This window comes from Sulfurimonas sediminis (assembly GCF_014905115.1).
GTDB lineage: Bacteria > Campylobacterota > Campylobacteria > Campylobacterales > Sulfurimonadaceae > Sulfurimonas > Sulfurimonas sediminis.
Genome location: NZ_CP041235.1, coordinates 387996 through 409253, shown reverse-complemented (window position 1 = coordinate 409253; position 21258 = coordinate 387996). Strand labels below are relative to the sequence as shown.

The window sequence follows — 21258 nt, the reverse complement described above, 5'->3', positions numbered from 1 at the left end:
ATCTTATGACTGTTGCAGTTCTTTGAGTTTTTCTTTGACAGCTTCTACATGTCCTTTGACACGCACTTTTTCCCATTTTGCACGCACAATGCCTTCAGGGTCTATAATGAAGGTGGAACGGACAATGCCCATATACTCTTTGCCATAATTTTTCTTCAACTGCCACACACCGTACTTCTGCATCATCTCGGTACTTTCATCACTTAAAAGTGTGATACCCAGATTGTGTTTTTCTATGAAGTTTCTATGCTTTTTCGTACTGTCTGCACTCACACCAAGAATCACCGCATCCAAAGAGGAAAAATCCGGAGCAGCCTCCGTAAATTCACAGGCTTCTGTTGTACATCCCGGGGTATTGTCTCTCGGGTAAAAATACAACACAATCCATTTTCCTTTTAAATCCCGTAAACACATCTCAACATCATCTTGATTTGGCAAGCAAAAATCCGGTGCCTTCTCTCCAACTTCTATCATTTTCTTTCCTCCTACTAATAAATTTAACATGCAAACTTCAAAGCCATTCTCAGCCCGCACTGAAGTACGGGTTCCAAAGAGCAAGGATTTCTTACATGTAAAGATATACAATTCTTCAGGAACCCGTACTTCAGTACGGGCTGTGCGTCTTTAAAGACCAAAGGCAAGGTTTTTTAATATACAAACAACAGCAAATATACCCAAATACCGCTAAATGAAGTAAAAACTATACCCAAAAAAGTTTTCAAAGCCAATAATTTATGCTCATTGGACTTTAACCCAGGAAGCACTCCTTTTATAACCTGATAGTTTGCTTTTACTATTGTACGACTCCAGTAAACCAGTGTAAGCACTGCTATGATTATATGTAAGACCAATACAACTGAAGCATAGGTATGAGAAACACCGCTTCCTTGCATAAAAGCATCAAATCCGCCACCAATTCTAACACCATATTCGAAATAGCCTACAACAATGACAGAAATGATAAAAATAATATTTTGGACAAGACCGTGTGCCTTAAACAGTTTTTTTCTTGCTAAAGCAATCGCTCCATATACCAATAACGGCAAAACTGCGACAATAAGTGTCACCACATCCATAAACAAAGGTGCTCGTGTTCCCAAGAACCCTTGAGTAAACATATAATCCATATCTTATGCCTTTCTTTTTTGATAAGTGTAGTATATCCAAACTAAGATTACCAACAAAACAAAAACTATTATAGTTATTTCTTTTAAGTATTCTTGTATAAGCGCTTCATTTTCTCCTATAAAATAGCCCAAAAGTGTCAAAATCAGTGCCCAGATTCCGGCTCCCAGCGTTGTAAAAAGAGAGAACTCGACTATATTCATACGTGCCAGCCCCGCAGGTATGGAAATAAGCTGCCGAATCCCGGGAATAAGTCTTCCTGTAAACGTGGAAATATGCCCGTGACTTTGAAAATAGCTTTCCATTTTATCAAGTGTCTCAGGAAAAATAAAAAAATATTTTCCGAATTTCAAAAGAAATTTACGTCCCAGTGTCAGTGCCAGATAGTAATTTACAAAGGCACCAAGCAAAGAACCGCCCAAGGCACTTCCCATAATGTAAGCTATATTCATGTCTCCTTTTGCTGCCAGATATCCGGCAGGCACCAAAACAATTTCACTCGGAAAAGGAATAAAAGAAGATTCAATCGCCATCATAATAAAAATGCCGAGATATCCCCAGTCAAATATCAGATCTACTAAATCCTGCGCCAACTCTTGTATCATTTTATCTTCTTTTGGAGATCTTGAACCATCTGCTGTGCGACATCCCCGTTTGTGTAGTGCAGGAGTTTTTCACTCTTTTCTTTGAGTTGCGGATTTTTAAGAACCTTGATCAGTTTTGGTTTCAAATTTTTCCCTTCGCGTTCGCACCATGCCACATCATCTTTGAGGAGAAACTGCGCATTATAATACTGATGATCCCCTGCAGCATGCGGATAGGGAACAAAAAACGCAGGACATCCGTTTGCTGTAAGTTCCCAAAGTGTTGAAGCACCTGCGCGCGAAACCGCCAAATCGGCACGGGTAATCAACTCCGGCAGATTTTTTGTAAATCCATACAGCTCAACGGAAACACCAAGTCTGTCATACTCCTGCCGGACTCTTTCATAATCAGCTTCTCCGGCCTGGTGTATGATGGCAATATTCATCTTTTGCAGCTTATAGGCTACATGTAAAGCCAAATCGTTAATCGCCTTTGCCCCGTGGGAACCGCCTAAAAATATAATGGTTTCCAGCTTCTCTCTGCATCTGGCATTTTTATAAAAAACCTCTTTGACAGGATACCCTTTTACAGGGGAATTTTTGTCATAGGCAGAAATAAAACTTTTGGCATATTTTTTTAAAAGTCTGTTGAGTCTGCCCTCAACCGAATTTTGTTCATGAATAAAAAGCGGTATAAAAAGGCTCAAAGAAGCAAAAGACGCCGGTGCCGCAGAAAATCCGCCGACACTGTAAACTGCTTCTATTTTATGTTTTTTCAGAATCTTTCTTGCCTCCAAAAAAGCTTGAAAAACCTTATAGAGTGCGTTTATTTTTGCAATACCCTTTTTGTTCACAACACCTGTTGTTTCTAAAAAATAGACATTTGAAAAATTACTGTATTTTTGAAAATATTTTCTATCCTGTCCCGAAGTAGAACCGACAAAAATCACCTCATGCCCCTCTGCCACAGCAGCTGCGGACAAAGCCTCGGCTATCATCAAATGTCCCCCCGTTCCGCCACCTGTAATGCATAATTTCATGCTCATTATTCCTTAATTCATTTTTGCTTTTTTAGATGCCATAAGGACCATACCAACACCAAAAGCAGCCCCAAGCATCGCCGAGCCGCCATAAGAGAGAAAAGGAACAGAAATCCCTTTAATAGGCGTTATACCGCTTATTCCATAGGCATTTACCAAAAAAGAAAAAGAGAGAATCAGTCCGATGCCGATACTAAAGAGATATATACTTGTATCTTTGGTTCTGTTGGCTATTTTAAATATACGCTGAATCATCCATAAAAAGAGAACAACTACACATAAAACACCAAAAAATCCAAACTCTTCCGCAAGTCCTGCCAAGACAAAATCTGTATGTACCTCACTTAAAAAACCGAGTTTAAATGTTCCGTTTGCAAGTCCTGTACCAAAAAAACCGCCATTGTGTATGGCATTGAGAGAGTGCCCTATCTGGTATGGTTCGACTTCGACAGGCACCCGAAGTTTATCGGCAATCGCATCAGGCAAAAGATCAAGAACAGAGTTTTGCGCCAAAGCCCACCATGATTTTATTCTGAGTATTCTGTGATGTGCCGTTACAATAAAGAGGATGACTGCTCCAAAAATCACACCCAGGATAGAGAAGAAAAACCGAAAACTGCTCCCTGCAAAAATCAGCATAAAAAGTAAAGTAGCGCCAAGAACAACAACCTGCCCCAAATCTTTTTGCAAAAAGGCTATGATAAACATCGCTCCTAAAAAAATAACAGCATAGGGCATAAATCTTTTAAACTCACCACTCAGTCCCATACCGTCATGATGCCCGAGTTTTCGAGAGAAACTCCATGCCAGAAAATAGATAAAACCGACTTTGAAAAACTCTACCGGTGCAAGAGAAAAACCTGCTATTTTAATCCATCGTTTTGCCCCGCCAACTTCAGAAACAATACTCTCAGGCAAAAAAGGCATGGCTATCATCAAAATCAGAGAACCAAAAAAGAGAGTGAAACCTATGGGTTTGAGCCATCTCTCAGGATCTAATTGCGAGAGCACAAAAATTATGATCAGACTCATGAGCCCAAAAACAGTCTGTCTTATCGCAAAATGAAATTCATTCACGCCAAATAAGAGTGTTGTATAGGGCGTCAGTGTATATGAGAGGACTATGCTTATGCCAATTAAAAGTGACACGAGGGTAAAAAGCTTTCTGTCTGCGTTCACGCTTGCTCTACTTTATCTTATTTATTTTTAATACAAATTCCACTTCAGGTTTGGAAAGGTGCAGTTCTTTGGAAATTGTCTCAATCGAGATGCCCTGCTTAAACAAAGATATAATTTTTTCATCATCATTCCCGTGAATAGATGCAGGAATAGAGATCTGCTTTACACCGCTTTCAAGCTGCAGTATTTTGTTTTGTATTTCATGTTCAATGATATTGATATTGTTTTGTAACTGCTTTATCGCCAAAGAGAGCGGATGCACCATATCATAGACACTGCGTTCTATTTCCTGATAAATTTCCTCATCACTCATTCTTTGTGAATTCTCTTTCATACTGCTTTGTGTCTGATCAAGTTTTTTTTTCAGATAATAAAACTCTCTGTTTAGATCTTCAACTACAGAAGCAACTGAACGAATGTTTTTTGAATACTCGGCATCTTTTGTATAGACATAATAGAGCAGATAGAGGATAATCGCACCAAGTATGACAATCAGATATTCTACATTGAAATTCAATTGATCCAAATTCACTGTTTTTTCTCTTTGGATTCGCGGATTAATATACGCTCACGTGCAGTCAGGTAGGCAGCCCACTCTTTTTCATCCCGCTCATGCATTCTGACAATCTGTGCCAAATTTGGAGAAAGTGCCTTAAAAAACACGCCGATATCACGTTTGGGATGTACCGGCATACTAATGCGCCCATAATACTCTTTGCCCTCTTGCAGCATAGGTTCTTCGAGTTCAAAATGTTCAAATCCGATAGCGCGAATATGCGCTTCATTTGTCAAAGAGAGCCTTTTTGGTGTTTCATTTTTTAAAAACATCTCCAAAGCGTCTATCTTTCGGTGGAGTTCCACCATAAGGTTCAACAAGACAGGATCGCTCTCTGCTGTTTCACCTCGGGCTTTTGCAAGCTTGAGCCACTGTGAAATCGGATCATCATCACTTTCACTCAGCTGCTGGTACTCTCTTTCATATGCGTCTTTATTTAAATCAGCTTCTGAAAAAACTATAGCAATCGGTGCGGGAACTAAACGGGGTTTATTCATGAGAGTGTCCTGTCAATAATTATTAAAATTAAAAAGGCAATGCCCAGATAGCCGTTGACGGTAAAAAAAGCACGGTCTATTTTTGTAAAATCTTTTCGTACGAGCATTTGCTCATAATAAAGTACAAAACCACTGCCCAGAGCCGCTGCGTATGCAAACATGCCAAGATCTGCCGCCCATACAAAAAGCAGCCAGAACAAAACAGCCAGGGCATGAAAAAGAGCAGAAATGAAGAGTGTTGCCTCTGCTCCGTAACGCGACGGAATGGAGTACAAATCATTCTCTTTGTCAAAATCTATATCCTGTAAAGAATAGAGCAGATCAAACCCTGCAACCCAAAAAATGACACCCAAAGAGAGCAGGACAGACCATAAAGGTATCGCCGCATTGACCGCAACCACTCCGGCAATCGGGGCCAGTCCAAGTGCTACACCCAAAACCACATGTGCCAAAGAGGAGAAACGTTTAAAGTAGGAGTACGCTGCCAAAACAATCAAAATAGGAATACTCAGAGCAAAGGCAAGAGAATTTATCATATAGGCTACGGCAATGAAAATAAGGGCATTGACAATTATAAATATAAGTATGCTTCCCCTGTCAAGTCTGCCGTCTACATTCGGACGGCTGCTTGTTCTTGGATTTTTTGCATCAATATCACGATCAGCATAACGGTTCACACCCATCGCAAAGTTTCTCGCACTGAGTGCTGCCAAAACACCAAGAACCAAAAGCCATAAACCAAACCAACCATCCGCTGCCACTATCATCGCTATAAAAATGAATGGCAGGGAAAAGATGGAGTGTTCAAACATCACAAGTTCATTAAAATCTTTTGCTTTTTGTATTACTCTTTGCAAATCAAACCTCATCTCTCTATTTGTCTATATTCTACCCAAATGTGATTTAAATTTTAATGATATTGTGCAACTCCTGTTTCAAATGCTTCAATATATTCATAAAGCACTTCGATTTTGTTTTTGTGTTCCAAAGCATTTTCTTCCAATGCACTCTTTTCTGTCTCTTGCATAAGGGTATAGAGTTCCTCAAGAAAAAGTGCCCCTGCCGCACCTTTTATTTTGTGTGCCGTCTCATATATTTTCTTGTTGTCTTCTTTGACAAAGGCATCTTCAAGAAGAGGTACAAGCTCATGCAGACTCTCTAAAAACAATTTCAAAAGTTTTAATCCGACCTCTTTGCTGACACCTACTTTTTTATTTACCTGCAGTAAGATTTTTTCTATATCTACCTGTATGGCATCTCTTTGTTTTTTTGAGTATTTTGACAAAATTGTTTCGAGTTCCGCACTGTCTATCGGCTTGCTCAGGTACTCATTCATACCGCAGGCAAGAAATTTTTCACGGTCTCCTTTGATGGCATTTGCCGTCAGTGCCACAATGGCAACATCAGACTGCAGTTCTTTGCGTATAAGTTTTGTCGCTTCAAGTCCATTCATCACCGGCATATTTATATCCATAAAAACCAAATCATACTCGTTTTGTGCCACTTTGTCGACAGCCTCTTTCCCGTTATGTGCAAATTCGAGTGTCACATTTATATATTTTTTAAAGATCGATTCTATCAACATTCTGTTTATTTCATAATCTTCTGCAACAAGTACATGTAAAGAGAGCTTGTCACATACCCCCTCTTCCTGACACTCTCCATATATATTCTCTTCTTGAAGTGTTTCTTCCTCTGCATTACACAGATCAAAATCCAAATAAAAGAAAAATTCGCTGCCTTTGTCCTCAACCGACTCTACCTGCAGTTCACTGCCAAATACATGAAGCAGATCGGCACTGATACTTAAACCCAGCCCTGTTCCTCCGAATCTCCTTGTTATCGATGTTTCTGCCTGGGCAAAAGGCTTGAATATCTCTTCGAGTTTATCCTGCGCAATGCCAATACCGCTGTCTTTGATACTGAAATGGACTCTTTGCTGTGTCTCAGTTTCACTGACCAAAGATATACTGAACTTCACAGTGCCGCATTCTGGAGTAAATTTAATGGCATTTGAGAGCAGATTTATCATGACCTGTCGCAGACGGGTAGCATCACTGTACACACATGCAGAGATGGCATTGTCAATTTCAAGTGTATATTGCAGGCCTTTTTCATCTGCTACTGATTTGAGCAGTTCATAGGTTGTTGCAAATTCCACAAAAGGATTCAACGGCACCTTTTCAAGTGAGATTTTATTGTTGGTTATTTTTGAAGAGTCTAAGATATCATTGACAATATTGAGCAGTGTTTTTGTCGAACTGCTGATAACATTGAGATATTTTTCCTGTGTCGCATCCAGCCGTGTTTTACTCAGCAGCTCCGTAAAACCCAAAATGCCGTTCATCGGTGTTCTGATTTCATGACTCATATTTGCCAAAAACATCGCCTGTGCTGTTTCGGCCGCTTCAGCCTTTTTTCTACTCTCCACCAAAGAGGTTACATCTTCACGAATTGCCATATATTCTATAATTTCATTATTTTCATCATGAATGGGAATAATAGAGCTTTTGACATAGTAACTGCTGCCGTTTTTTGCCCTGTTGGCAAACTCTCCCTGCCAGATATTTCCTTTTTTTATTGCTCTCCACATCTCGGCAAAGACCTCATCCGGCACATTCGGATCACGGACAATACTATGTGACTGACCGATAAGTTCTTCTTTTTTATATCCGCTCACCTCTTCAAAACGTTCATTCACATAGGTAATGTTTCCCAGAGTGTCTGTTCTTGAAATAATAACAACACTGTCAAGCGCTTTTAAAAACTCGTCAAGTTTAAACTTTGAAGCTTTAAAGTGTCTCTCTTTTTCTTTGAGTTCAGTTGTCACATAGTCAATCAGATTAAAAAGGGCACTGTCTGTTTTAGAACTGTTTTTCAGTTTTCTTTTTTCATTCAATGTATGCTTGCGTGTTTGGGTCCCCTTTTCACGCAAAAACAGAATTGTTGTCGTGATATTGAGCAGTCTTGCTTTTTTTTCATTTAAGAAAAACTCTCCAAAAGTAAAAAAACCGCTGGTTGGTGCAATGTTTTCAAGCAATCGAAATATTTTCTCAAGTTCTTTGTCCAAAAACTGTTTTCTTGCAATACAGGAGTAGATAAAGCAGGCCTGCAAAGAGTCTGTATCCGGTATGCCTTCTTTGAGAGTATACTGGTTCACAAGAGTTCTGCTGCCTATACCAAAACGCACCTCTTCTCCCTCCGCCAAATTACCGCCGTACAATAGACTTCCATCATCAAACACACTCAGCATAGATCTTGCGACAGGCATCTCTTTTTCCTGGCAGATAAGCGGAAATTCTATCGTTGAAGCCGGCATATTGTCCACGGCAAAATCACCAAGCACTTCGGCATACACATCTTTAACCGGACGGTTATCAATTTCATATACTCTTGCGCCTTCGGATTTTGTAATCATAAACGTCGGACCGACAGCTCTCCAACCCAGATTATAATCCTGAAACACTTCCAGTGCTTTCCCTTGCAGAGCAACACATACCGCACCACCGTCAAACACTTTGTCTTCAAAAACTGTATAGGTCTGTTGAAAATGAAGCATATCGGCAGCCATACCTCCGGCAATGACCGCATGATTGAAATTGCAAGAGGAGAGTCCTTCAAGATACTCCTCTCCGTTATGCCGCAGACCGTCCAAAAAGGTAATGACACATTTTGTCTCTTTGTCAAAAATCTTTTTTGACAAAGAATGCCCGAGTGTATAAGAGTCCTCTCTTCTTTCATAATATGCATGCAATGTTGTTTTTTCAAAAAGTGTTATGCTGACAACCGTACTGCTGTCTATCATCTCTCCGTTGGCAATCTCTCCTGCAGCAGAAGCACCGATGAGTACCGCATCTGTAAAAACCGCGTATATCTCTGCAGCGGTTTTTTGCAGTGCCTCTTTTGACTCCAAAGAGCTGAACAGTTGAATTAAAATATTTTTTTGATTTACATCAATGGCTGCCTCTTGCAAAAAGCTGTCAAAACCATCCAAACCTCTATATATATGATTGTACTGTTTCATAATAAATCTTTTTGTTTGAGTTTACACCATAAGGCTTTACAAAGTTATTAAGTTTGCTATAATTACCCTCTAAAATAATACAAGGTTTGCCCAATTATGAAATTTACTGTTTTTCTTTTTCTGTTCCTCTTTTTCAGTGCCTGTAATTTCACTGAATCCAAAGAAGATCTTGCTGCAAAACAGCTTGCACAAAAAAAAGCGTTTGAAGCAAAAATTGCCGATACAAAAGAGGTACAACTTAAAAAAATAGATGCCCAAAAAGAGCAAGAGCTGGCAAAAATCAATGCACAGACTACTCTGGCTAAAATGGAAAAAGCACAGCTACTCGAAAAAATAAAACTCGAAGCAGCAGCCCAAAAAGAAAAAATGCTTTTAGCTCAGGCTAAAGAGAAAGAGGCATTTGAAGCAAAACTGCGTGACTTGGAGCGTCAGGATGCTATGGAGATAAAACGCTATCTTTTACTCATACTCTTTTTTGTACTGGTTATTGCCACTTATTTTATTTACCTCTATTTCAAACGCAGACATGATGACAAACTCAGGGCCTATCAGGACAACCTCGACAAATATTTTCATCAGCAGGAAAACATGACAAAAATGCGTATAGCCGAAAAAATCATTGACACTGTTGCCAGCGGCAAGCTGGGAAAAGAACAGGAAAGTGAGCTCATAAAAGCACTCAGTGGCAATATTTCACCCACAAACGAACCTAAACTGCTCAGCGATGAAACAACGCAAGACGCGCAAATAATCGATCAAGACAAATGAGTTTCAAACAGATTGCCATTATAGGACCCACTGCCTCTGGAAAAAGTGACTTGGCCATCAGCGTTACACAGCATACAAATGCCTGCATTCTCTCCATAGACTCTTTGAGTATCTACAAAGAGATAGATATCGTCTCGGCAAAACCATCCAAAGAAGAGCTTGCACAAATCAAACATTACGGTATCAATGAACTCTTTGTCAATGAATATTTCAGTGTTGATATTTTTATAGATTTGTATAAAAAAGTACGCCTTACATGTAAAGAAGAGAACAAAAACCTCATCATCGTCGGCGGTACCTCTTTTTACCTCAAATCTTTGCTTGACGGGCTTTCAACCTTGCCGGACATTAGCGCAGAGCATCGCTTACATGTAAAGGAGAGACTCCAGGACTTGCAGGCATCGTATGATTTTTTAACAAAAATTGATGCAGAGTATATGCAAAAAATAACCCCGCGTGACAAATACCGCATAGAAAAAGCACTCTTGATTTATGAGGCTTCAGGCATCACACCAAGCCAATGGTTTAACCAAAACCCTCCAAAGCCTGTCATTACAGATTTGCAGATTTACAATATTGATGCAGAAAGAGACATTTTGCGCCAACGCATCCAAAAAAGAACACAAAAGATGTACGAAACTGGACTTATTGACGAGGTCTGTTTTTTGGAACAAAAATATACAAGAGCACCGCATGCCATGGGTGCCATCGGAATTGTGGAAGTTTTAGATTATCTTGACGGCAAGACAGACAAAGATACCATGCTCTCGCTTATCTCCACGCACACTGCCCAGCTTGCAAAAAGACAACAGACGTTTAACCGCACTCAGTTTCAAAATGTAACAAGTGCAAAGCTTGAAGATTTACCAGAGCTTATTTTGAACAAATTTTAGAATGGTAATACATTTCCGGACGTCTGTCCCGTAAAAGTCCCCAATACTCTCTCTGTCTGGCATTCTCTGCCAGGTCAAATTCACCGTAAATTATCTCTTCCTTGTCACGTGAAGCTTCGGCAATCTTTGCGCCGGTATAATCTGTGATAAAAGAAGAACCGTAAAAAGTCAATTCACAGCTCTCCCCTTTTTCTTCTCCTGTACGGTTTGCAACAACAACCGGTACGGTATTTGTCGCGGCATGTCCCATCTGCACCCGTTGCCAATGCTCTTTTGAATCCAACCCGATTTCAGGTTCACTCCCTATAGCTGTCGGATAAAAAATAATCTCTGCACCCATCAATGTCAATGCCCGTGCTGTTTCACAAAACCACTGATCCCAGCAGATACCCACACCTATTTTTCCATAAGTCGTCTCATAAACTTTAAAGCCTGTATCTCCTGGTTTGAAATAGAATTTCTCTTCATATCCCGGACCGTCTGGAATATGTGTTTTTCTGTAATTTTCCATCACCATTCCATCTATATTGACTACAACAAGCGAATTAAAGTATCCCTCATCTGCTTTTTCGAAATAGCTCACTAAGACAACGATACACAACTCTTTTGCCAAAGCTGCAAAATGTTGTATCAGTGCGTTATTTTCTAAAGGCTGTGCCCATGCAAAGTATTTTTCATCCATATCTTTACAAAAATAGAGTCCTTCAAAAAGTTCCGGTAAAAGTATGATTTGTGCACCCTCAGCAGCAGCTTCACGAACAAACTGCTCAGCTTTTAAAACATTGGCGTTTTTCTCTTCACTCATACTCATCTGAATTGCAGCTACTTTTACCGGTTTACTCATGCTTACCCTCTGCCTGTCACTTCTAAAAGATGGTAGCCAAACTGTGTTTGAATCGGTCCGTACACAACACCGACATCCCCGCTAAAGACTGCCTTGTCAAATTCAGGCACCATCTGCCCCGGACCAAACTGCCCCAAATCTCCGCCGTTTGCCGAAGAAGGACATGTTGAGTTTGCTTTTGCTACCTCCGAAAAATCTGCTCCGTTTTCTATCTCTTTTTTTAATTCATTACACTTTTCTTCACTATCTACTAGTATATGTCTCGCTGTTGCCCATGCCATTTGCATTTCCTTAATTTTATTTATAAAATTTTACTCTATTTTTACTTATAGTTTGTATTAACTACTTTTGCCTATAATGCTAAAAAAATACGGAGAAGATATATGAAAAATATAATTATAGGTGTTTTGGCAACTTTTTTACTTTTTGGATGTAGTTCAAAAAGTGGTGAGAACAAAAATGTAGAACCAAAACTTGTTGTTGGAAAGAGCCTTGCAGATTTAGAGCTTAAAGACCAGTTTGAAAAGCCCCATACACTCAATGCAGAAACAGATAAAGTAATCTTTGCTTTTGACAAAGAAGCTGCCCATACATGTAACGACTTTTTTAATACTCAAAAACAAAATTACCTACAAGAACATCATGCACAATTCATAGCTGATGTAAGTGCAGCACCTTCTATCATCAGAAGCCTTTTTATTCTTCCGGGTCTCAAAGACTTCAAGCATATTGTTCTGCTTCTAGATGATAAAGAAATAGCAACGCCTTACAGAAAAAACATTAATACAACAAAGATAGTCGTTGTGACAATTTTAGATAAAAAAATCACCGCTGTAAAAACAATCACAACAACCCAAGAGTTAAAAAAAGTTGTTGAACAGACAGCAAAGGATGAAAACGCTTTGAACTAGCGATTCATCCCCTGTCCTCTTCCCCTCATACGCGTTGCTCTGAAGTTACTAAACTCAGTTTGTGTAATTTTTCCATCACCATTTGTATCTATACTTTCAAATGTTGGTGCGTTTGCAGCATTTCGCATTGGATACCCTTGTGCCGATCGGGCTGCTTGTTTTTCTGCTCTAACATCCATAAATTCTTGTTGTGTAATTACACCATCACCGTTTACATCAAATGTAGTAAAGCTTGATTGATTCATCCCTCTTCCAGGTCCTACCGCTAAAAGAGACACCGAAGCAAGAAAAATTCCTGCCACTGCTAATATTTTCGTTTTCATAACAAACTCCCTTGAAATTTAAAACAATACTAACACTCTTAGACTTAATGAATACTGAATCTTAAATAATTAAATAAAATTAATTTTATGATTTAAAATTTATTTGTTGTAACTCCAACAATACGGTATCTCTTCTAGTCACATCGACCCGTCTGCAAGCATTGTCAAATGCTCCTCCCTCACCTATTACTATGCATTTGTGCTTTGCTCGTGTAATGGCAGTATATATCAACTTTGTGTTGTGCATGATATAATGTATGAAACTCATAGGAATCACCACAATATCATACTCCATACCTTGTACTTTATGGATAGTAAGTGCGTAGGAGAGCATAAGATGAGATTTAAGTTCTTCATATTCATACCGGACAACGACATCTTCATTAGGGTAAAAAACAAAAACTTGCTCCTCTTCTTCATCAATCTTAAAAAGTAATCCGCTCATACCATTGAAAATTCTTCGCTCATTTGCCTCTTCACCCTCTTTAAATCTCTCACTACTCCAAGAAACCATATTTTCATTTTTCGTATGCACAACCTTGTCCATCAGACGAAACTCCATTTCTCCTCGCTTGACACACTTTTTTGGATTGGGATTAAAATATTCCTGTAAAACTTTATTAAGATTATTTGCACCTAAAATACCGCCCTTCATGGGTGTGATGACCTGAAAATAGTTCAGGTACTCTTTGATCTGCTTGTTACTGAGTCGGTATCTAGCTTTTTCTATGGAGGCAACAACCCGGTGAATAATCTCGGTAATAATCTGTTGTGAGTTCTCATCTCTTAGATTTTTCAACTCCTCTTGCGAGAGTTGATTTTTCAGAGCATAATAGTTTTGAATACTGACATCGACAAACTCGAAATCTTCATATTTTTGCCGATATTCTGGAATCTCTGCCTGACGGATTTGATTAGCGATGAGGGTAATCGCCTGTTCTTCACTCTGTCTGTAAATCTGCGTCAGTTTCACAGTAGGGGCAAGTTCAAGCGTCAGTACATCACTCAAGACATTTCCCGCTCCAATAGGAGGCAACTGTGCATCATCTCCGACAATAATTACAATAGCCTTTTTTGAAATCTTGTGCATCACCCGTGCAAACAATGAAGAGTTTATCATAGAAGCTTCATCGATTAATACAACACAATAGGGAAACTTGTCACTCCCCTCATGTTTGACCAACAGTGACTGTATAGTAGCAGACTCAAAACCTGTTGTATCGCTAATACGCTGGGAAGCTATGCCACTCAAAGCACATGTAATGATCTCTTTTTTGTCATACCGGGTGTTGAGCAGTTCTAAAATTGTTTTACTTGTCGTACTCTTTCCCGTTCCTGCGTACCCGACTAAAAAGAGCAAAGAGGCTCCGTTGTTTATCATCTCAACGGCACTTCTTTGCTGCTCTCCGAGTTTTAAAGAGGTTTCAGCCAAAAATCCTTCAAGATCTTTGACAAATCCCCCGCTGTCAAGTTTTGCTCGCGTTGTAAAATCATCATACAAAAACTTCTCGGCATCATACAGCCGTGCAGGAGAGACTCGTTCGTTTTTCATAATCACAATGCTCTGCTCAGCTACCCGCTCCACCAAAGCCGCTTCATACAGGTTTTGCTTGTTGACAAACCCGAGCAGTTCATCCAGCCCGCTAAAAAGCACCTCTTTGCTTATACAGCTGTTTCCCTGTGCCTCACAGTAGTTTAAGAGTACATAATCCATTGCCGAACTAATGCGTTGCTCATTCTCAAGAGCAACACCCATTTTCAGTGCAAGTTCATCTGCCCGTTTAAAGCCTATAGAGTTAATATTTGTAAGAATATAGGGGTTTTCTTTGATTTTTGTGCAGGGTTCATCCACATCTTTCATCGCTGTGGCAATAGTCGTCAGCAGTGTCGGTGTCACATCATAAGGACTTAAAAATTCCCCAAGCCGACGCATAGATCGAAACTGTTTCCAAGAAGCCTGAATCTTTTTGAGGCGTTTTTCTTTAATGCCTTTAAATTCCAGCAGTTTTTCAATATCATTGTCCAAAATATCCACAAGAGCTTCTGCACCGAAATGCTCAATCAAATCCGCAGAGAGTTTTTTTGTAAAGCCTTTGATGATTTTGTTTAAAAAGAAAAAGAGTTCGTTCTGGTTGACTTTGAGTGTCTCAAACTTAAAAGTCTTTCCATACTTTTTATGTTCAACCCACTCCCCCTCAAGCGTAATAGCAGACCCCTTAATACTCTCAACATCACTCTCAAAATAAGTCCCGCTGATTTTCTCACCACTTTTTAAAACAGCAATAAAAAAACCTTCGGATTCAAAAAGAATTCTGTCGATCTGACCTATGAGTGTCATATTATTTTACTTTTTCTCACCCAAAAACCAGTAGCTCTACAGTTATGCTGATGTTTTATAAAATCTACCATTATTTATTAACCCAATATGTATTTTTCATAATTTGCGCACACTCTTCATATGCTTCAGCTTTTCCACCAATAAATTCATAAATTCCATATTCTTCAATATTTTCCGACTCATACAAATCTTCTTTCCAACTTCTTCTATATTCTAATGCTAAAGAAAGAATCTCATTAAAAGCATTCATATTTATAATATTGTCTATAAATACTTGTGCTATTAATGTAGTTGTTCCATAATCCAAATTTTGAAAGTTTCCTATTAATAGAAAATCATTCAATAATTTATTACTTTCAATGTAATCAGTTTCAATATCTAAACAGTTAACATTAAACAATTTGTCATCTTCATTAAAATTTTTACAAATAATTTTAAATGGAAAATAGAAATTAGGATTTTTATCTAAATATTTTAATATAAGTAAAACTATTTCTCTTGATATATGCATTATTACTACCTTAATTTGTATTTTCCACGACTTTCAAATTTTACATATTTATTATCTCTTAAAATTTGCAACTGTTGTCTTATTTTGGCCCTAATATTATTATTATTTGGATATTTTAATTTCAAATAATTTTCAAATTGATATATATCCTGCAAAGAAAAATCTTGTTTTTGAAGCTTCTCAATACAATTTATAATGTCAAGTAACCAACCTTTTGCATTAAAATCTTTAGTTCGTTTCAAAAAACTTGTTTTATTCCAATCCTCTAATATTTTGTCCTTACTTTCCTCTTTTCCATCTCTAATATAAAATATTTTTCCACTTTCAGGAATAGTATCAAGTAATATATTACAACCCACCCAACCGGCTCGTCTTGCTGTGGAAGATAACGGTTTTCTTCTTTCTATGATTTCAGGTACAAAAAAATGTTTTGGAATAACCATAAAGTTAGTCACATCAAAACTATTTTTATCATAATTTAAAAAGAAAAAATTTGGATTAGAATCACTCTGTAATCTTTCTATCATTGTTGTGTATGCGCCATCAACAATTTTTTTACCTATTTTATCTTTTTTACTTTTTAACTCATAATCTTCCTTGCACTTAGAACAATAAAAATCGGCTACAGGTCTATTATTTTCATATTCATCTATATTATTGCCACAACTCGGACAATAGATATATTTATGCACCCAATTTTCTGTTAAAACACGAATCTTTTGGGAATTACTATTATACCCATCTGCAAAAGAAGAACAAAGATTTAAACTCATTTTGCAATATTTACTTCGTAACTATCGCAAAACTCTGCTCTAGGATTTCTGTATGTTTTTTTACAAAATCATTCAAATCTTTGAGTTTTAATTTTTTAATTTTTTGCAGTTCTGTTTCTGAGTGGTTCAGGGGAAAGCCTTTGTAGTAGTCCATAAAGGTGCGTTGGAGTCGCTGACTCATAGTTTCTACCCGTAACGGTTCACTGCCGAGAAGAAATTTCTTTGTCTGTTCAAGTTCTTCTTTAGTTACACCTTTGTGAACAAATTCGGAAATAACATTTATGACTGTTTTTTTCGCCTCATCCATTGAGTCAAGTTTGGTTTGCAGGTATCCGTCTAGGTATGAAACAGACTTGTTTACATGTACACGCGCATAGGCGGAGTAGGCAAGTCCGCGTTTGACACGAATCTCTTCCATTAGACGACTGCCAAAACCACCCGTACCGAGTATAAATGTTGCCACTCTGGCTTTGTAATACTCTTCATCATTTACGGCCATATTATACGGTGAGCCGAAATAGATATATGCCTGTTCTGTCTCTCGTTTTAAAATACTCTCTTTTGGCTTGTCACTCGCTTGAAAATGCGGCAGAGGTTCACTTTTGCCTTTTGGCAGTGTGTTTAAAATTTTTGCCATATTTTCTTTGACTTCTTTTATATCAAGATCACCGCCTATAACAATGATAGCACGTGCCACAACCAAATGCTGCTTCACAAACTCTTTTACATCGTCTAGTTCTATGCTTTTTACGCTTTCTACCGTACCCGATGCAGGCTGTGCCAGCGGGGTGTTTGGAAAAAGAAGTTTTTTGAGTTCGTTTGATGCAACATAGTCATAGTCATTCTCTTTACGGCTCAGGGCTCCAAGCGTCATTGTTTTGACTTTGGAAAGCGCTGCCTCACTGTAGTTTGGGTCCTTGAGCAGAGTATTTAAAAATTTTGTAGCATTTTCAAATTCATCTTTGAGTGAACTCACTTCTATGACAAAAGTCTCACTGCCTGTATTTGCAGATATATGAATCGCCCGTGATTCAAGCTCCTCAGAAAAGCCGTTTGAACCCAGTTTTTTTGTTCCCTCATTGAGAAGTTTTGAAGAAAATTTTGCCAATCCCGGTATTTTTGTATCTGTTATCGTTCCGCTGTTTGTAAACACAATCTGCGTATTGACAAGGGGAAGTCTTGTGTCCTGTTCAAAAATAAGCGGGACTTTAATCCCTTTTACTTCTATATAGTCTATTTGTGCTGCCATAATTATCTGTCCTATTGCTAATATTATAAAAAAAAGTTTCATTATTGAAATATCTCTAAAGTCTCATATGCCGTATTTCTGACAGCCGGTATTTCACCCAGATCTTTGATGAGATGTACCATCTCATCTTTTGCCATGTGGTAGGCCGCACCGGCTGAACTGACGACATTCTCTTCCATCATTGTGCTTCCCAAATCATTTGCCCCGAATTTGAGCGCCATCTGACCGATATAGGGACCCTGTGTAACCCATGAACTTTGAATGTTTGGCACATTGTCAAGATAGAGACGGGCAACAGCCAACAAGCGTAAGTATCTGTTAGAAGAAGGTTTTTCCATATCGGGAATCAGACGCAGTAGTTCCGTGTTTTTTCCCTGAAAACTCCACATAATAAAAGCACGAAATCCTCCCGTTTCATCCTGCAGATTTCGCACCATATCCAAATGCGCGATGATGTCTTCATCACTCTCAACAGTTCCGTACATCATTGTCGCCGTACTCATTATACCGAGTTTATGTGCCTGTCTGTGCACATTCACCCAGACCTCAGCGTCTATCTTTTTGGGTGCAATAATGTCACGCACTTTGTCTGAAAGTATCTCAGCCCCCGCACCCGGGATGGAAGCCAGCCCTTTTGCTTTAAGACGTGCTAAAACTTCTTCAATTGTGATACGCGAAACTTTGGCGATGAAGTCCAACTCGATGGAACTGAACCCGTGAATCGTAATCGTCGGATATTTTTGATGAATGTGTTCCACCAAATCTTCATACCACTCTATTTTGAGTTTTGGATGCACACCGCCTTGAAAAAGTATCTGCGTCCCGCCGATTTCTAAGAGTTCGTCTATTTTTGCATCTATTTCATCAAAGGTCAGCACATAGGCATCTGCATCTTTTTCATGTCTGTAAAAGGCACAAAACTTACAGTCTACCCAACAGATATTTGTGTAGTTAATGTTTCTGTCAATCACAAAGGTTGTGATTCCTTTTGGGTGCAACTCTTTTTTTCTTTGTGTTGCCATGCGTCCTAACTCTTTTAAGTCTGCATGACGGATTAAATCAAGGGCTTCTTCTTTTGTCAGTCTACTCATTGTATCGCTTTGTTTGTAATTTTATCAAGTGCATTATCTATTTTTCGCACCAGTTTATCTGAGAGTAACGGATGTTCTTCTTTGAGCCAACTTCCGTTTCTGTAGGCAACTTTCACCTTTTTGTCTCTGTCTTGGTAGACAAGAATTTTCATAGGCAAATCAACACCTGTTACAACATCCTGCTGCATCAACTGTGTCCCTGTTTTAGGATTGCCAAAAATGATCAGTTTACTGCTTCGCATTTGCATACCGATGTGTTTTGCATTTGCCTGATGATCAACTACAGTAAAAACATGTAAACCCCTTTTTGTCACAATCTCTTTTATCTTTTGTATTGTTGCATCAACACTCTTTGCACTCTCTTTTATAATAATATCATTTGCAAAAAGAGTCACATTTAAAAGTATTGGCAACAGTAAAAAATATTTCATTATTTCCATCCTCTGTTTCGTGAACTGATAGACTTCTTTTTGATAAAAAGCCTATAAAAAATATACATTGCAAGCATACCAATAAATACACCCAGAATTACCTGAATCCATGCAGCTAAATTTAAAATTTTATGTAAAATGCCTGCATGCTCTTTGTTGTCTATATTGACATTTGCCATCTCTGCAATATGTGCCATTGCGGAAACTGCCAGATTCCCCTCCGGTATACTTTGGTGACAGGCTATACATGCTCCGGCTCTGTCTGTTTTATCAATCTGTGCCTGACTCAGAGGCTGTGAAAGTTTCCAGTGATGTCCGACAGTCTGCAGTTGCGTTCCGTTTTCATCTAAAAATTTTGAGTAATCAAAATGAAGATTTGGTATGGCAGGAATCTGCTCATCTACAATCGTTGGCATAATTTTCCCGTCAGCACTCATGATATCGACTATGGTATCCACAGAAGGATCAAATGTTGTTTGCGAACCGGTAATGCCATAGCCCAATGCTTTTTTCATGGCATGACAGCTTTCACAGCTTCTTGGTTCTTTTTGAATGGTATGAGGCTGAATCGGTGCCATATCAATGGCATTTTGACCTTCGGCTCCTGCGCCTTCGACATTTGGTATTTTAAATATATGATTTTGAAGTAGCGCTTTTCCGTCTTTTCCTATAACAGTGATGGTAGTTTGGCATCCCGGAACAGTCGGGCTTATACGTCCTTCTCCGTTTTGAGAAAGTGCCGGATCTTCCCAGCGTAAAAAACTTCTTGTTTCGGTCACCTGGCCGTCAACCAGATATTTTTTCAATGATTTTCGCATAATACCTGTTTGTCCGTGTATATCATGATCATGGGAAGACTGCAGATAATCAGAATTTTGTTTTCCTCCGCTGTAGTCAATTTTCACATGACATCCGTAACACTGCGGCGCCCAGGTTGCATGACAGGTGTAACACTCAAGTCTGTCATTATGTGCTGTAATCTTGTCCATTGCCAGCAGTCCTGCTTTTGAGAGCTTTTCCTCTTTTTTAAGCAGTTTGAGCGGTTTGAGTACGACATCTTTTCCGCTTGCCAAATGCATTATGACTTCATTGCCTTTTTTGGTTGCATGTATCAGAGGATTTCCCCTTGCTGAGAGCAGATAACCCTCATCCGGCTTATTGACACTTCCTTGTTTTAGGTACTCTGCCATCGTCTTTGTAACGCCTCTGGCTTCTCCTGTCTGTGGAGATGTCTTAAACTCGTCACTGTAACCCAGTGGTAATTCCCAGGGATATTTTTTTGTTGTTCCGTGGCAGTCCTGACACTCTATCTCTACAGCACCGGCATTGGCTCCGCTTAAAAAACCGTCTCCGTGCATATCATTGGATGTGTGGCAATCCTGACACAGCATTCCCTTTTTAAAATGCACATCTCCCTGCATATGAATGTATCGTTTGGTATGCAATTTTGGCTGGGGATTTCCATCTTTGTCAAAAGTTGCCTTATAAGCAGTTTCCATCAGTCCCTGATACGAAACACCTATGCGTTTTCCACGATTATGGCAGGTAGAACATGTCTCTGTCGGAATGCCCGAATAACTCTGTTTGTGCACCGTAACTTTTGTTTCGCGTGATGACTGTATCTGATGTACAAGCAAATGGCCCCGTTCTTTATGTGATATACTTTTGTCACCGCCCTCATAATAGCCTTCGTTTGAATAGGGTATATGACAGGCTGCACAGCCTATACCTCGGTAATCACCTCTTTTTTGACGCCCTTTGCTTCCTGTATGACAACGCAGACACTCTTGGCGCAAATAGGTATAGACAGCCAAAGAAGGGTCTTTTTCAACCTCCTCAGCCGTCGGTGCAGGAGGCAACTGCGTCATCTCTTTTGGAAATGCCTGCGGTTCCATTTTTGAGAGTTTTTGCATATACTCCTGATACTTTTTTGTACCAAGTCTGGCATGAATATCTGTCGGATTTTTTGTTTGATATGTGCCTACTGTATGGTTGTATCCCTCTTTGCCGCCAAAACTCCAAAGTGCTCCCTGTATTTTTCCCTGTTCTGTCATCATCAGAGAGTTCATTTGTGCTGCGACTTCTTCTTTGTGACACATTCCACAGGTATTTTTGTTGACC

At 39.0% G+C, this 21258-nt stretch carries 21 protein-coding genes and 1 pseudogene; 3 read left to right on the top strand and 19 right to left on the bottom strand.

Annotated features, from left to right (window positions below):
• Positions 1-3: 3 nt before the first annotated feature.
• The 9 genes from bcp to FJR45_RS02285 form a co-directional block, all read right to left on the bottom strand.
• Positions 4-474, bottom strand: a complete 471-nt coding sequence (bcp, locus tag FJR45_RS02325) for a thioredoxin-dependent thiol peroxidase (protein ID WP_151901077.1) — start codon at positions 472-474, stop codon at positions 4-6.
• 173 nt (positions 475-647) lie between these two features.
• Positions 648-1127: a DUF420 domain-containing protein gene (locus tag FJR45_RS02320; protein ID WP_193151169.1), complete on the bottom strand. Its 480-nt coding sequence runs from the start codon at positions 1125-1127 to the stop codon at positions 648-650.
• Between the two features lie 3 nt (positions 1128-1130).
• Complete coding sequence (locus tag FJR45_RS02315) at positions 1131-1730, bottom strand: DedA family protein (protein ID WP_193151168.1); 600 nt, start codon at positions 1728-1730, stop codon at positions 1131-1133.
• Positions 1727-2749 carry an undecaprenyldiphospho-muramoylpentapeptide beta-N-acetylglucosaminyltransferase gene (gene murG, locus FJR45_RS02310; RefSeq protein WP_193151167.1) on the bottom strand — a complete coding sequence of 341 codons (1023 nt, stop codon included), beginning with the start codon at positions 2747-2749 and terminating at the stop codon, positions 1727-1729. Before murG ends, FJR45_RS02315 begins: the two co-directional genes overlap by 4 nt.
• A 12-nt stretch (positions 2750-2761) precedes the next feature.
• The gene (locus FJR45_RS02305) at positions 2762-3928 is read right to left on the bottom strand and encodes an FtsW/RodA/SpoVE family cell cycle protein (RefSeq protein ID WP_193151166.1); all 1167 of its coding nucleotides are present in this window, start codon (positions 3926-3928) and stop codon (positions 2762-2764) included.
• Positions 3929-3935: 7 nt separating this feature from the next.
• Positions 3936-4460: a hypothetical protein gene (locus tag FJR45_RS02300; protein WP_193151165.1), complete on the bottom strand. Its 525-nt coding sequence runs from the start codon at positions 4458-4460 to the stop codon at positions 3936-3938.
• Positions 4457-4981 carry a hypothetical protein gene (locus tag FJR45_RS02295; RefSeq protein WP_151901083.1) on the bottom strand — a complete coding sequence of 175 codons (525 nt, stop codon included), beginning with the start codon at positions 4979-4981 and terminating at the stop codon, positions 4457-4459. The genes FJR45_RS02300 and FJR45_RS02295 overlap by 4 nt, the downstream gene beginning before the upstream one ends.
• The gene (mqnP, locus tag FJR45_RS02290; RefSeq protein WP_193151164.1) at positions 4978-5838 is read right to left on the bottom strand and encodes a menaquinone biosynthesis prenyltransferase MqnP; all 861 of its coding nucleotides are present in this window, start codon (positions 5836-5838) and stop codon (positions 4978-4980) included. The genes FJR45_RS02295 and mqnP overlap by 4 nt, the downstream gene beginning before the upstream one ends.
• Positions 5839-5891: 53 nt before the next feature.
• Positions 5892-9005, bottom strand: a complete 3114-nt coding sequence (locus FJR45_RS02285; protein ID WP_193151163.1) for an FIST N-terminal domain-containing protein — start codon at positions 9003-9005, stop codon at positions 5892-5894.
• Positions 9006-9101: 96 nt separating this feature from the next.
• Between FJR45_RS02285 and FJR45_RS02280 the strand changes: the two genes are divergently transcribed.
• Together FJR45_RS02280 and miaA are read left to right on the top strand one after the other, a co-directional pair.
• Complete coding sequence (locus FJR45_RS02280; protein WP_193151162.1) at positions 9102-9773, top strand: hypothetical protein; 672 nt, start codon at positions 9102-9104, stop codon at positions 9771-9773.
• A complete protein-coding gene (gene miaA / locus FJR45_RS02275) occupies positions 9770-10666 on the top strand; it encodes a tRNA (adenosine(37)-N6)-dimethylallyltransferase MiaA (protein WP_193151161.1) in 897 nt (298 codons plus the stop codon). Before FJR45_RS02280 ends, miaA begins: the two co-directional genes overlap by 4 nt.
• On the opposite strand, the gene aguB is transcribed toward miaA, so the two are convergent.
• Together aguB and FJR45_RS02265 are read right to left on the bottom strand one after the other, a co-directional pair.
• Positions 10647-11510, bottom strand: a complete 864-nt coding sequence (gene aguB / locus FJR45_RS02270; RefSeq protein WP_193151160.1) for an N-carbamoylputrescine amidase — start codon at positions 11508-11510, stop codon at positions 10647-10649. The genes miaA and aguB overlap by 20 nt on opposite strands.
• Before the next feature lie 2 nt (positions 11511-11512).
• The gene (locus tag FJR45_RS02265; RefSeq protein ID WP_193151159.1) at positions 11513-11791 is read right to left on the bottom strand and encodes a peptidylprolyl isomerase; all 279 of its coding nucleotides are present in this window, start codon (positions 11789-11791) and stop codon (positions 11513-11515) included.
• Positions 11792-11893: 102 nt separating this feature from the next.
• Here FJR45_RS02265 and FJR45_RS02260 point away from each other — a divergent pair, with 102 nt between their 5' ends.
• On the top strand, positions 11894-12421 hold the full coding sequence (locus FJR45_RS02260) for a hypothetical protein (protein ID WP_193151158.1): 528 nt from the start codon (positions 11894-11896) through the stop codon (positions 12419-12421).
• Here the strand turns inward: FJR45_RS02260 and FJR45_RS02255 are convergent.
• The 8 genes and pseudogenes from FJR45_RS02255 to FJR45_RS12670 all read right to left on the bottom strand — a co-directional run.
• On the bottom strand, positions 12418-12744 hold the full coding sequence (locus tag FJR45_RS02255; protein WP_193151157.1) for an EF-hand domain-containing protein: 327 nt from the start codon (positions 12742-12744) through the stop codon (positions 12418-12420). The two genes, FJR45_RS02260 and FJR45_RS02255, sit on opposite strands and share 4 nt — an antisense overlap.
• A gap of 85 nt (positions 12745-12829) precedes the next feature.
• Positions 12830-15082: an AAA family ATPase gene (locus FJR45_RS02250; protein WP_193151156.1), complete on the bottom strand. Its 2253-nt coding sequence runs from the start codon at positions 15080-15082 to the stop codon at positions 12830-12832.
• A gap of 70 nt (positions 15083-15152) precedes the next feature.
• Positions 15153-15593 carry a hypothetical protein gene (locus FJR45_RS02245; RefSeq protein ID WP_193151155.1) on the bottom strand — a complete coding sequence of 147 codons (441 nt, stop codon included), beginning with the start codon at positions 15591-15593 and terminating at the stop codon, positions 15153-15155.
• Between the two features lie 5 nt (positions 15594-15598).
• Positions 15599-16366 (bottom strand): DpnI domain-containing protein, encoded by a 768-nt coding sequence (locus FJR45_RS02240; protein ID WP_193151154.1) that lies wholly within the window; start codon positions 16364-16366, stop codon positions 15599-15601.
• A gap of 10 nt (positions 16367-16376) precedes the next feature.
• Positions 16377-17657 (bottom strand): M16 family metallopeptidase, encoded by a 1281-nt coding sequence (locus FJR45_RS02235; RefSeq protein ID WP_347402230.1) that lies wholly within the window; start codon positions 17655-17657, stop codon positions 16377-16379.
• On the bottom strand, positions 17657-18706 hold the full coding sequence (locus FJR45_RS02230; protein WP_193151153.1) for a dehypoxanthine futalosine cyclase: 1050 nt from the start codon (positions 18704-18706) through the stop codon (positions 17657-17659). Before FJR45_RS02230 ends, FJR45_RS02235 begins: the two co-directional genes overlap by 1 nt.
• Positions 18703-19137 (bottom strand): DUF302 domain-containing protein, encoded by a 435-nt coding sequence (locus FJR45_RS02225; RefSeq protein WP_193151152.1) that lies wholly within the window; start codon positions 19135-19137, stop codon positions 18703-18705. Before FJR45_RS02225 ends, FJR45_RS02230 begins: the two co-directional genes overlap by 4 nt.
• Positions 19138-20423: 1286 nt before the next feature.
• Positions 20424-21005 (bottom strand): annotated as a pseudogene (locus FJR45_RS12670) (multiheme c-type cytochrome); the annotation flags it as partial.
• Between the last annotated feature and the right edge of the window lie 253 nt (positions 21006-21258).